The 13,332-nt window shown below is 40.4% G+C and carries 9 protein-coding genes; 3 read left to right on the forward strand and 6 right to left on the reverse strand.

Going from position 1 to position 13,332, the window contains the following annotated elements; translation table 11 throughout:
* The first annotated feature begins 51 nt into the window (after positions 1-51).
* Positions 52-1,788, forward strand: a complete 1,737-nt coding sequence (locus tag GSQ84_RS02390) for a DNA mismatch repair protein MutS (protein ID WP_158795654.1) — start codon at positions 52-54, stop codon at positions 1,786-1,788.
* On the opposite strand, the gene GSQ84_RS02395 is transcribed toward GSQ84_RS02390, so the two are convergent.
* The 3 genes from GSQ84_RS02395 to GSQ84_RS02405 all read right to left on the reverse strand — a co-directional run bounded on the left by GSQ84_RS02395 (position 1,785) and on the right by GSQ84_RS02405 (position 4,626).
* Positions 1,785-2,852, reverse strand: coding sequence for a PAS domain-containing protein (locus GSQ84_RS02395; protein ID WP_158795655.1), 1,068 nt, complete (start codon positions 2,850-2,852; stop codon positions 1,785-1,787). The two genes, GSQ84_RS02390 and GSQ84_RS02395, sit on opposite strands and share 4 nt — an antisense overlap.
* The gene (locus tag GSQ84_RS02400) at positions 2,849-3,670 is read right to left on the reverse strand and encodes an alpha/beta fold hydrolase (RefSeq protein WP_254070762.1); all 822 of its coding nucleotides are present in this window, start codon (positions 3,668-3,670) and stop codon (positions 2,849-2,851) included. The genes GSQ84_RS02395 and GSQ84_RS02400 overlap by 4 nt, the downstream gene beginning before the upstream one ends.
* 296 nt (positions 3,671-3,966) lie before the next feature.
* A complete protein-coding gene (locus GSQ84_RS02405; RefSeq protein ID WP_158795656.1) occupies positions 3,967-4,626 on the reverse strand; it encodes an START domain-containing protein in 660 nt (219 codons plus the stop codon).
* A gap of 246 nt (positions 4,627-4,872) precedes the next feature.
* Here GSQ84_RS02405 and GSQ84_RS02410 point away from each other — a divergent pair, with 246 nt between their 5' ends.
* Positions 4,873-5,658, forward strand: coding sequence for a murein L,D-transpeptidase catalytic domain family protein (locus GSQ84_RS02410; RefSeq protein WP_158795657.1), 786 nt, complete (start codon positions 4,873-4,875; stop codon positions 5,656-5,658).
* 14 nt (positions 5,659-5,672) lie between these two features.
* Here GSQ84_RS02410 and GSQ84_RS02415 read toward each other — a convergent pair whose 3' ends face one another.
* Entirely contained in the window at positions 5,673-7,199 is a 1,527-nt protein-coding gene (locus tag GSQ84_RS02415; protein WP_254070763.1) for a L,D-transpeptidase family protein, read from the reverse strand.
* Positions 7,200-7,382: 183 nt separating this feature from the next.
* Between GSQ84_RS02415 and GSQ84_RS02420 the strand changes: the two genes are divergently transcribed.
* Positions 7,383-8,426, forward strand: coding sequence for an NAD(P)-dependent alcohol dehydrogenase (locus GSQ84_RS02420; RefSeq protein WP_158795658.1), 1,044 nt, complete (start codon positions 7,383-7,385; stop codon positions 8,424-8,426).
* Between the two features lie 6 nt (positions 8,427-8,432).
* Here the strand turns inward: GSQ84_RS02420 and GSQ84_RS02425 are convergent, their stop codons facing one another.
* Together GSQ84_RS02425 and GSQ84_RS02430 are read right to left on the reverse strand one after the other, a co-directional pair.
* The gene (locus tag GSQ84_RS02425; RefSeq protein WP_158795659.1) at positions 8,433-12,104 is read right to left on the reverse strand and encodes an AAA family ATPase; all 3,672 of its coding nucleotides are present in this window, start codon (positions 12,102-12,104) and stop codon (positions 8,433-8,435) included.
* Entirely contained in the window at positions 12,101-13,324 is a 1,224-nt protein-coding gene (locus GSQ84_RS02430; RefSeq protein ID WP_158795660.1) for an exonuclease SbcCD subunit D C-terminal domain-containing protein, read from the reverse strand. The genes GSQ84_RS02425 and GSQ84_RS02430 overlap by 4 nt, the downstream gene beginning before the upstream one ends.
* Between the last annotated feature and the right edge of the window lie 8 nt (positions 13,325-13,332).

The following is a 13,332-nucleotide window of genomic DNA, read 5'->3' on the forward strand; positions in this document are numbered from 1 at the left end:
AATTTTATGATCTGTAAATACAGCCATATACAGCAGCCAAAGCTTAGTCACATGGAAAGGAATTTCGCTGTGCTATTTTTTTTTTATTTAAATTTCGCCTCTTTTCATTTTACCCCTGATACAGAAATGCTGATTCTCACTTATATTATCCTTTTTTTAGCTGTTGTCTACTTACTGATCTACTTATATAAAAAGAACTTTTTAGAAGCATCTCAACGGGCAGAGCTGAAACGGGATTGGGGAAGCGCAAAAAATGGCAGGTTCTTTCATTTCGATTCCATAGAAAACTATTTCTTAAATACTATCAGTGAATCTGCAGACAAGCTGCAGCTGATTTCTGATAAAATAGCAGACGATCTTTACCTGAATGATGTGTTTAAACTGATCGACCGTACCATATCTAAAGTGGGGCAGCAGTTTTTATATGCCCGGTTACGAACCATAGACAAGGATCCAAAAGATCTATATATACAGGATGCTTTCGCCGAGCTGATCACCGCAGATGAAAAGCTAAGGGTAGATACCCAGCTTAAGCTATTAAATCTGCAGAAAAATGATTCTTATTATTTTCAGGATCTTGTTTATGCAAAAAAAGTAGAGCGCCCCGGTTTTATGCCTTTCGTTTATTTCCTCACTTTTTTAAATATCGCCTGTCTTTGCGGCGCCTTTTTTAAACCCGGTTTACTACTGGTTTTTATGGGTGTATTTATGATCAATTCGGGGATTCACTTCTGGAATAAAAACAATGTTAGCGTACATACCTCATCGCTGGGGGAATTTCTTAAAGTTTTTGATACTGCACAGCAACTCAATGCAGATCCAAAAATACAGCGTCATTTTCCGGATACCAACGAGCTGATGAGGGAACTTACCCCGCTAAAAAGAAAAATGATAGGCGTGCGGCTTGATAGCATGGCTGAAGGCGATGCAGCCGTGATAGGTTTTATGCTCTTTGAATTGCTCAAAATAGCCTTCAATATAGAGATCATCTCTTTTTATTCTGTGATTGACTCCTTACGTGCAGAAAGGGAAAATCTAAAAAAACTGTTCATCTATGTAGGTACGATTGATGCAGCAATTTCTATCTCTTCTCTAAGATCATCCATGGACGAATACTGCAAACCGGATTTCAGCCAGGAGCATATACTCCAGGTAGAAGACATAAAAAATCCGCTGATTGCAAACTGCATTCCTAATGATTTACTGCTTGACCATAAAAACCTGCTGCTTACCGGCTCCAATATGTCGGGCAAAACTACTTTCATCAGATCTGTGGGAATGAATATGATCATGGGTCAGACGCTACTCACCTGCATGGCTAAAAAATTCGTGATGCCATATTCAAAAATATTCTCTTCTATTACCATATCTGACAGCCTGCTGGAAGATAAGAGTTATTATTTTGAAGAAATGAGGATCATCAAAGAATTTATCCGTGAATCTGAAAGTGAAGCCCCTTGTTTTTTTATTCTGGATGAGATCTTTAAAGGGACCAACACTATTGAAAGGGTGTCTGCTGGAAAAGCCATTTTATCTTACCTGGCAAAAAGCAATAATCTTGTTTTTGTTTCCACACATGATACAGAATTAAATGAACTGCTAAAGAGTGAATACGACCTTTATCATTTCACCGAAACTGTAGAAGCAGAAGAATTAATCTTTGATCATACCATTAAAAAAGGATCATTAAAGACAAGGAATGCAATCAGGATATTGGAAATTAACGATTACCCGGCATCTATCATTACCGATGCCAATGCGACGGTAGACCTGCTGACGAAAGATTAGACAGAGACCCTGGTATGGCTTACAATTTCTTTGATCAGCATATCCAGTTCATCGGCACTTTTATTAAGCAGCTCAATAAGTTCCTTTCCTTCTTCTGAAAGCTTAACCTCATTTAAAAGAGAGATCAACCCGATAATATTGGCTACAGGTTTTCTGATCATGTGCGATTGGTTCATGGCAATTTTCATAAACATCTCTTTGTTATCATCAATAGTTTTATGGGCCAGCGACAAGCTGCTGCTTAGAGAGGAGTAATTGGCCAGTTGCAGCAATTTCTGCTTATGGATATTGGTGAAAGACCCAAACCACAATACCAGCTTCCTGTCTTCATCATAATAAGGTTCTGCACGTAATAAAAACCATTCAGGATCTTTTCCTTTTGCATGCAGCCTGATTTCTTTTTCCAATTTTCTTCCACTCTCCAAACACTCCCTCCATGAAACAACTACAGCTTCCCGGTCTTCATGAAAAACTCCATTGAACTTCCTGTAATCAATAACAGTGCCCTCACTAAAATAGTCTTTAAGCTTCTGATTAATAAAATTCAGCTCCCCTGTGGGCAAGGCAGTCCAGATTAAATTTGGAATGGTATTGGAAAGAAATTCAAATCTTCTCTTTTCCTCTTCAGCATACCGCTTAGACTGCAAGAGTTCTGCTTCATATTTTTTTCTGTCGGTAATATTTTGTACTGTCGCATTGACGGCAATAACCATCCCCTCTTCATCTTTATAAGCTACGGCATTAAACAAGGCGTCAAAATTACCGTTGGGCCCGATAAAGCTGAAGTTGATTTCACTGGCAAAACCACGGATGCTTAGCAATGGGGTGATCACCATCTCATAATATAAATTTCCTCCAATAGCTAATAGAGAAGTGAATTTTAAATTATAGATCTCTTCTTCAGTTAAGCCAATCCACCTGGAAAAAGTTTCGTTCACACGCAGGATACTACCATCAGGAAGAAAAGAAATAAAACCACAGGGTGCCTTTTGATACAGATAATCAGAATTAGTGATCTCGGCAAACCGTAAAGGCTCATTTTCTATAAAGGATGATCTGCTCATGATGAATAGATAAAATTCCTGATCGCGCTAATCACTTTTTTCGGGTCGCTCAATTGAGGAAAATGGCCTACAGTATCTAAAAGATGCAGCCGGTTTCCAGGTGTATGCTGCTGAATATACCGGGCAACTTTCTCTGAGGTAAGAATATCCTCCCTGCCCTGAAGCGTCAAACTTGGAATACTGAGCCGCGGCAGGTGTTTTCTATGATCAGATGAGAAAGTAACCTGCGCAAACTTCCTGGAGATCTCAGGGTCTGAAGTACAGAAATTTTCTGTAAAATGCTGATCAAGAACAGGTATTTCCATAGCTGTATCAGAGGTTACAATGGGTCTTGACCATCCCAGATGGTTATTGTCCATCACTTCCAGCAGTGCATCCAGGTCGTCCTGTTCCATCCCCCCATAATAATCATGATCATTGATATAACGTGGTGAAGGACAGATAAAAATAAGTTTACTAAATAAATGAGGTGATTGTATTGACGCATGCAGGCCAATCATACTGCTTACAGAATGACCTATAAAAATCACCTTTTCCAATTCCAGTTCCCCGCAGATTTCGATCACATCCTGTACATATCCATCCAGTGAACTGTAACGAATTGTATCATAAGCACTAAAATCAGAGCATCCGGCTCCCACATAATCAAACAACACCAATTTAAAATCATCCAGAAAACCCGGCAAAATTGATCTCCATGTATGCTGATCACAGCCAAAACCATGCGCAAACAATAATGTCTGAGTGCCTTTACCTATAATTTTCACATTGTTTCTGGTAGAAATTTTATTCATCAATAAAGTATCGTTAATACTCATAAGTTATTGTTATAATTCACTTCAAGAATCTGACGTTATAATTGAAAACATTCTAAATTTTAAGTGATTAAATGCATATTAACCTATCAACAACCGAAAATATAATATTCAAATAGATATTCTGGTAATCTAAAGGAACAAATTGACTGTATTATCATATTAGGCAAAAGATGTGCCATGTATGACATAGTTTATTAAAATGTTTTTATATTACAAATAGAATAATTTTTTCGCCCCAACTCAAATTTGATAATTAATAGAGAAGCAAAAAATAAATCAGGCCATAAAGGCCGCTTTTAATTGCTGATCTGCGCATAACGTGCTTTTTTATATACATCGTCCTGAACATGTATCTTCAATTTTTTGAAGGTTTCCAGCGGACCTTTAGTAGCGAAAAGATTAATTAACCATGCAGGAATACTTCCCATAGGGTCTACTTCCAGCACATATTCTGCCTGAACCATATTCTTACTGACCGGAGTAATGGTCCATTGTCCAACAGAATGGTTAATCCTCACAATGTTTTGCTTTTCTGCGACATAACCTGGTATACAGGGTGAATTAATGGTAACGACTTTATTTGGTGCCTGTGGCTCTACCTGAATATGTACTACATAATCACGGTTTTTAGCTGGCCAGGGAACTTCTACTTCCGAATAATAAATGAGTTCCAGCGGTGATATCTGTTTGATCATCACATTTTTTTTACTGTGGTATACCCATTCGCTGCAGGTTTGTATATCCATAATGGCTGCCAGCAGCTGTGTAGTGGTTGCCTCTAATGTACAGCTTACTTTCACGGCTTTGATACTGGAATTTTGCATTGGGCGGGTATAAACTTTAATTCCTTCCTGGTTTGTTGATAAAGTCCATTTATCCTGTGCACTTGCGGTAGAGAAAATGCCAAAAAAAAGAAAAAGCAATATAATGTGGTAAAAACTGGCAGAACGGTACATAAAAAATAAATCTGGAATATAATTCGATTTGGTTCCAAAAGTACGCAATATTAGTAGCTAAGACCTTTTAAATGGCTGAATTTAAAGTCATCAACACGTAATTATGCAATGTGGTATTGTTTTGTTTGTAACGTTTCTATATATTTGTTTAACAAAAATCTAAAAACTCTCATCATAATTTTATTTTTATCTGAAGTAAAAAACCCTAATAACAGTATCACAGTCATAGCACCAAAACCAAATTCTATGAGAAAATACCTTTTAGGCGGAGCAGGATTAGTTTTTAGTACACTTGCACTGACCATTATTAGCTGGACACCGTCTTTAAATGGTGTTTCTACCGCTAAAACTGTAACTGAAGACTCGTTGTATACCCAGTATGTCAGTAAGATCTACACAGGGGCGCATCTTCAACAAGCAGGACTTAATCCTGAAGTATTTCAAAAGGCATTAACCGGGTTTTATAATCTGAAAAGCAGTGGCAAGATCTCCACGGAAAAATCTATTCTGACGATTGCGGATTTTGATGTAAACAGCACTAAAAAACGACTTTGGATTATTGATCTTAAAAAAGATTCACTTTTATTGAATACCTGGGTAGCTCATGGTTCCAACAGCGGAGCCGATATGGCCACACGTTTTTCTGATGCCAATGATTCTAATGAAAGCAGCCTGGGCTTTTATGTAACCGCCGAGATTTACAATGGTAAACATGGCCGCTCATTAAGGCTTGATGGTATGGATGAAGGTTATAATTCAAACGCACGCAAAAGATCCATTGTAGTGCATGGTGCACCTTATGTAAGCCAGAGTACCATTGATCAACTGGGAAGGCTAGGTCATAGCCAGGGCTGCCCGGCAGTCCCTGCTGAGTTATCAAACCTGGTGATCAATACTATTGAAGGAAAAACTGTTATTTTTATCAATGGAAGCGACCAGTCTTATTCTTCAAAATACCTGGATACACATCTGGCAGCAAACAGTATTATCCCTATGCAGGACACTACCAGTACTTTGATTGCACGTATATAGAATAAAGGAGCGGGTTAAACCGCTCCTATTTTTTGAAGATAAGTATACAGTATTCTATCCAGTCCATATACATCTTTTCTTACCTGAAGGATATTTCCGTCATCAACCCAGGAAGTGTAATAGGTTAAATAAACCGGAACTTTTTTGGGCAGGGCGATATTGGTAGCAACAGCAGCAGCCGTATCATCAGCAGTACTATCCATCTGTTTTTTGATTTGTTCAAATTCGGTACCGTCCCCAAACAGTGCATGAGCCAGATCCAATGGTTTTTCTAAACGCACACAACCATGGCTAACAGCCCTCATCGATTGGCTGAAGGCAGCTTTGGCAGGTGTATCATGTAAGTAAACCGCACTCTTATTGTTAAACAGGAATTTTATTTTACCCAAAGAGTTATCTGCACCAGGACGCTGCTTAAACTGGTACTTTTTACCTGCGCCGGCATCAGACCAATCGATCAGCTCTGTATCTTCTACCAGTTGTCCTTTTTCATAAACATCGATATTATGACTGGAAAGGTAATACTTATCGGCCGCAGCCTCTTTGGTAATTTCATTGCTGGCTATACTCTGCGGAATATTCCATACAGGATTAACCTGCACACTGTGGATCAGGCTGTTTAACTGAGGTGTTTCCCTTGAAAAAGAACCCGCCTTTGCCCGTCCCTCACCTACACAGACCTTCATATTCAGTACAGACTTCCCTGCTTCCATCACATCAAGCCGGTAATCGGCAATATTTACGATCACATATTTTTCATCTAAGGGTTTATTTTTCCAGCGTAATCTTTCCAGGTTGATCTTTAAAACTTTCTGTGTTTCCTCTACGCTAATGCCGGGTGCGGCGGTACCCTCTTTTAATGCCTTTTGCAGGGCGATGTACTGCAGATCTTTTGGCTGGATACTATCCAGGTACTGCCTAAAATCAGTCAGGTCAAAAATGTGGATCATTGCCAGACTATCCGGCCTTTTAGTATCGGTATAGTAGGCTGTATAAATACTTTTGGGACTAACTACGCCGTACTGCAGGGCATTGCTATAACTAATCAATGAATTAGCTGTTAACAGCTCCAGCCTGGCCAGTGTATGGTAGGCTTCATTAACAGTTTTTATCCCATTTTTATCGTATAACTTATTGATTAGTGCACCAAATTCCTGGGCACGAAAAAAACCAGGGTCCAAACCATGCTCACCAGCTTTGTTAAAATAAGAAAAAAGCAACTGCATTCCCTTGTTGTGAATATTTTTTAAGATCATCACCGGCTCATAACCGTTCTGTTCATAAAAAGCAGCTGTTAAGCCAGGATAGCCTAAATTTTGATGATAAGCCAGTTCTTTTTTGAAAACTTCGGCAAAAGCGTCATTGTCTATTTTTTTAAATACTTTATTTCCGGTCTCAGTAAATAAAGTATTTCCAAGGTCCGATTTGCTTTTATGACAGCCCTGTAACATTAACAGCACTCCCATAATAAATACAACAATAACTGTTGTAACAAGCTTTCCAGCAAATAATTTTTTAACCATATCTTTAGCAACACCCATTTAATTATAATTGTTTAACGATTTTATCAAGTTAATCATAAGAACGACTCCTGATCAAATTAAATATTATCCTGCTGTAAATTCAAAGTTTTGATTAATCTAACATTTTCGATATTTTGCTGTTAAATCAATGGAAGCTGTGCATTCAGGCTTCATTACCATTCAAAGAAAAAATACAAAATAATGAAATCAATAAAATCTTATGCTGCATACGCTGCAGAAAAACCACTTGCCCCTTACGCACTTGATCGCCGCGAACCGGGAGCTAAAGATGTAGAAATAGAAATCTTATTCTGCGGTGTTTGTCACTCAGACATCCACACAGCACGTAACGAATGGGGAGCAACCCAATACCCTGCAGTACCTGGTCATGAAATTGTAGGTAAAGTTACCCGCGTAGGCGAATCTGTAACGAAATTCAAAGCAGGTGATACGGTAGGTGTAGGCTGTTTTGTAGATTCATGCGGTCATTGCGACAATTGTAAAGACCACCAGGAACAATACTGTGAAAACGGTAATACTCAAACTTATAATGCTCTTGAACAAGATAAAAAAACCCTTACCTACGGTGGTTATTCTACCCACATCGTAGTTACAGAAGGTTTTGTACTTTCAGTATCTGACAAATTACCTTTAGAAAAAGTTGCACCATTGCTTTGCGCAGGTATCACTACCTATTCTCCTTTACGCCATTGGGGAGTAAAAGCAGGTCATAAACTGGCCGTTGTAGGTTTAGGCGGATTAGGACACATGGCAGTAAAACTGGCAGCCTCTATGGGTGCTGAAGTTACCATGTTAAGCCGCTCACCTAAAAAAGAAAAAGATGCAGCAGAATTAGGTGCACATCATTTTAAACTGACTACCGAAAAAGATACCATGAAAGAACTGGCTAACACCTTTGATTTCATTATCGATACCGTATCAGCAGAGCATGATTATAACGAATACCTTGCTTTATTAAAAACAAATGGGGTAATGATCTTATTGGGTGTTCCACCGGTACCAGCTACAGTTGCTCCGGGACAACTGATCTTCGGCAGACGCAGTCTGGTAGGATCTTTAGTTGGCGGAATTAAAGAAACACAGGAAATGCTTGATTATTGTGCAGAACACAATATCACATCAGATGTGGAAATGATCCGTATGGACCAGATCAACGAAGCCTATGAGCGCACCCTTGCAGGTGATGTTCATTACCGTTTTGTAATTGACATGGCTACGATCTAAATTTTATCATCCCTCTACTCGTTTACCATAACTGTAGAGGGATATTTTACTTGTCCCTCCCGGTTCACGGCTCAATTGTATTTGTGTACCAATCCTTTCTTTTAAGGCTTCCACATGGGAAATAATCCCTATATTTTTTCCGCCGGCCTGCAAATTTTCCAGTGCAGTGATTGCCACATCCAGCGTTTCTGCATCCAGGGTACCAAAACCTTCGTCAATGAACAAAGAATTGATCTGCACCTTACGGCTTGCCAGATCCGATAAGCCTAATGCCAGCGCCAGGCTCACCAAAAAGCTTTCCCCTCCTGAAAGTGTAGACATTGGCCTGATCACATCAGCCTGATAGCCGTCAATGATCTGCAGGTCCAGATCCTTTTCCGGGCTTTTTAAAATACTATAACGGTCACTCAACCGCAGCAAATGACGGTTGGCAAGCTCTGTTAACCGCGCCAGGGTTAAGCCCTGGGCAAAACGGCTGAATTTCTTTCCATCTGCAGAACCTATCAAAACGGATAACTGCTGGAAACGGTCAAACTCTTTTTGCTGGCTCTCTATCTGCTGTGCTACTTCGGTATGTTTAAGCTTCAGCAGATCGTCTTCTGAGAGGATGCGGATCAATCTTCCTTTTTCCTGCTGAAGAAGTGATATTGCCTGTCCCTGCTCTTCCACCAAAGGCAATAAAACCTCTTTTGTGTTTTCTGTTTTATTTTTTTGACGTTCTGTAACCAATTCTTTTTCAGTTGCAGTCAACAGACTTTTCCCTGAAGCTATTTTTTGTGTGGATTCTTTTTGCAATTCTTCGGCAGACTGAGCTTCCTGATCAGGAAGATATAATTGTTTCAAATCTTCTATAGAAGATAATCCTTCCGTATTTAATTGTGCTGTTAGTTTCTCCAAATGCGCATTAAACAGCTGTTTGCTGTTTAGAAATGAAGTATTCAACGTAGACTGCCGATCTTCGATAATACGCACTCTTTCCTGTTTTTCCTGTAAAGCAAGCTGAAGGTTTTCAGTTTGATCCCTATTCTTTTTTACCTCTTCCGTTAGTAACAACCGTTCCTTTGCAGGATCCTTTAATCCAAAAAGTTTCTTACGCTCTTCCTGTAACTGCTCCAGGATAATGCTTGCTTTCTTTAACTGATCATTAAGCAGCTCAACGGCATTCTTCTTCTCGCCGATAGCTTTTGCAATATTGTTTAATTCCGTTTCTTTCTCCCGAAGATCGGGCTGAAGCTGATGGAGTTCCTTTTCTGATTGATGATAATGATTGTAACGGTTATTTAGGCTAAGGATTACCTCATCTGCCTGGCCGGCATTAAATTCAATGCTTAATGGCGTTAGTAACTGAACACAACTGTTATGCAGCGCTTCCATTTCAGCAGTCGCTGTCATCAAATCATTGGCCACGGCACTGATTTGTTTTTCGGCAAAAGTGACGGTCAGCTTTGCCTGTTCTGCTTTGTTTTTCTCCAGGGCCAGCTGTTCCTTTTGCTGATTTACTCCTGTTTCCAACACACTGATCTCCAGCTGGAAATTTTTCACTAGCTGCAATTGTTTATTTAGCGCATCGTACTGAGACTTTTTTTTATGAATAACTGCGGTTATAATATCCACCTTATCAATATTAAGAGGTTTAGGTAACCGCTCGTTATTCAGCTGAAACTCCGAAAGGATCTGTGCCAATGAATTTTGAGACACAAGCATTGATTGGTCCCCCGCTTCAATTTGATTGCTTAGTGTATTGACAATAATTGATTGTGCATCGAGTCTCTGCTTTAGCAGTTCCAGTTTCACTTGTTGCTGATTACGACGTTCTTCGGTCTCGGTGACCCTGGATGGGTAATGCCCATCTACAAATGGATGATGAACAGAGCCACAAAGCGGACAGGGCCGCTCTACCTGTAATTGCAAACGATCGGCATCATATTTCTGTACCTTTACTTCCAGCTCATAGATCTGCTGCAGGTGTACCAGCAACCCTGCTTCATACTGATTTTCCTGTTGAAGGTTATTCAATAAACTTTGTTCTTCTTCTTTCTTCTGCTGGTAGTTAACTAGTGTTTTGAGCAGGGCATTTTTATCCTGCTCCAGTTTGTGATAGGAACTGGCCAGTTTGAACTGCTGTTCTGAGGTATTGATCAGTACAGGCAGCTGTCTTAATTCTGCTTCCAGATCTTGATCGGCTTTACCTTCCAGAACAGCATCAAGAGATGCTTTTAGCCGCTCAATAGCGGCATATGAATTTAATAACTGCTGATCAGCTATTGTGATATTTTTCCGGCTCTGCTGTAACTCGCCAGCGGCCCGATCTTTCTGACTGATATGTTCCTGCTGTACTTGTTCAGCAGCGCGCTTTTTTAATGCTAATGATGCCAATTGTTGGGTAAACTGCCTGAAAACAATTACTGTTTTATCCAAAACGGCATCACTCTCCTTATCCTTTAACCACTGGCTAAGCTGCTCAATTCTCAGTTGAATGGTTTTTAACGCTTCGTTCATCCCGGAACGTAAATTTTCGGTAACCTGAAGGTTTAACCTTGCTGCTTCAAAAGACTGACCGGTTTGTTCATATTGGTTTTTAGCCTGTGTAATCAGTAAATCTTTTTTACTGACTTCCTCGAAAACAGGCCCCATTTCTAAAAGTAATTTCTCTTTTAGCGCCGTTTGCTGTTTCGATGCCAGCAATAAATCATTAGTCTGCTTTTCCTGTTTCAGCACTTCAGGATACTGCAGTTTGGCTTCGGTCAGATCAAGATTTATCTTTTGCTGCTGATTTTCTATGATAGTAAGCTCTGCCAGTGCAGGGCGATGAACCAATGCCCGCAAATGCTGCTGCAGCTGAATAAACCGTGGTTCATGTGCTGCATGAAATAACTCTGCTGCCGAAAGATCGGTTAACAGTTCCTGTTTCCTGGATTCCAGTTTCTCCAGGTTATCCAGCCAGATCAGTTGATCTCTCCATCCCGATTCTTCCTTCTTCAGCACAGTTTCCTGATCTGACAGTGCCTGGAGAGATGTTGAATAAGCCTCTCTTTCTTCAACCGTCAGCAAAACCACATGATCCAGCCTACCCCGCAGGTGATCAAGTTTCAAACGCTCCTCCCTCGCTTTTTCATAAGCAGCGACAGATAACTGTGAATAGATTCCTGTATCAGTGATCTTTTCTAACAATTCACTTCTTTCATTCTCATCTGCTTTTAGAAAGCGGGTAAAATCGCCCTGCGATAAAATTACAGAACGAAGGAACTGGTTATAATCCAGTCCGCATAGTTTAACAATCTCTTCCCTTACATCGTTTAGCGGGTGTTCAATAATGATCTGTCCTGTCAGCGCATCGGCCAACTCCATCTTTTGCGTTTGGAGCTGGCCATCGGCCCTGCCGCGGCTGCGCCTGATAGACCATTTGGCGCGGTATAATTTATCCCTCACTTCAAATTCTACTTCTGCGTAGGATTCTGCCGTATGACGGGTCATAATTTCAAATACGTCTTTACTGTGACGGTGCACCCTGCCATAAAGTGCGGCAGTGATGGCATCCAGTAAAGTAGTTTTCCCTGCCCCTGTGGGGCCTGTAATTGCAAATATTCCGCTTTCAGTGAATGGAGGCCTATCAAAGCGGATTTCGTGCTGTCCCTTAAGGGAATTGAGGTTCAGAAATTTAATGCTGATAATCTTCATGGTCTTTCTTCCTTTTGGATCATATACTCCTGTACTTCATTAAAAGCAGTCAGCAATACCGTATGGTCCTGCTCCGGATAAGCCGAAGCGCAGCACTTTAAAAATACTGTTTTGGGATCGAGATCTGTTAAAGCCATAGCTTCTGCTGTTTGTTCATCCAGGTTTTGTGCTGCTTTTATTCTGAACTGTCTTGGAAACAGGCGTTCTATAAATGGCTTGTTCACAATCAGCGAATTCAGCTGTTCTTCCAGGTCAAAAATAGTGCTTTCTGTTTCCACCTGAATTTCTACCCACGCAGGAAATAGGGTATGAGGATCTCCCAGTAAAACGAGTTTTGTTTTTACCTTTTCAAAATCTCCCTTAATGCGGATCAGCCTGCGTGTGCAGGGAACTTCAAGCGTTTCGAGACTGGTCATTTCCCCCTCCTGAAATTCCAGGATAACTACCTGCTTTTTATCGTCAGTTTCTGAAAAACTTAAAGGAATGGGCGAACCGGAATACCGGATATGGTTGAGCTGATTGATTAGCTGCGGGCGGTGAATATGCCCCAGGGCAACGTAATCAAACTCTTTTGGAAACTGATCACCGCCAATCTGCCCGAGATTACCTACATGGATTTCCTTTTCACTGTCGGATGTACTTGATCCGGCCGCAAAAAGATGTCCGGTAGCAATAACCGGAATATGGTTTAGCTTATAGTTGCTGATATGTTTTAAAAAACGGTGGTAATGGTCGGTAATTCCCTGCTTAATTCTGCTTTCCCTTTCTTCCATTGTTTCACCTGCTACAGAGAGCCTGATGTCACGATCGCGCAGAAAAGGAACTGCACAGACAACCAGCTCCAGTTTACCCTCATGGCTGATCTCTATGATCTGGTCGGTAAATTCTTCAGGAACCCCGCCAATGATATGTACATTAAAATATTTTAAAAGGGATTGAGGGGCATTGAGTGTGCTGATCGAGTCGTGGTTGCCCCCAATAATGATCACCTCGCGGCAGCAGGTATCTTTTACCTGCCTTAAGAAGCCATAATACTGTTCAAAAGCAGTATTAGAAGGACTTCCGGTATCAAAAATATCGCCTGCAACAATTAAAACATCAATCTTTTCTGTTTGTAAGGTTACGATTAACCAATTCAGAAAAGCCTGATGCTCGTCGGTGCGTTCACTTTGTTCTAATCTTTTGCCCAGGTGCCAGTCGGCAGTATGAAGAATTCTCATTGTCGTCT

Source organism: Pedobacter sp. L105, from assembly GCF_009765875.1.
Classification (GTDB): Bacteria; Bacteroidota; Bacteroidia; order Sphingobacteriales; family Sphingobacteriaceae; genus Pedobacter.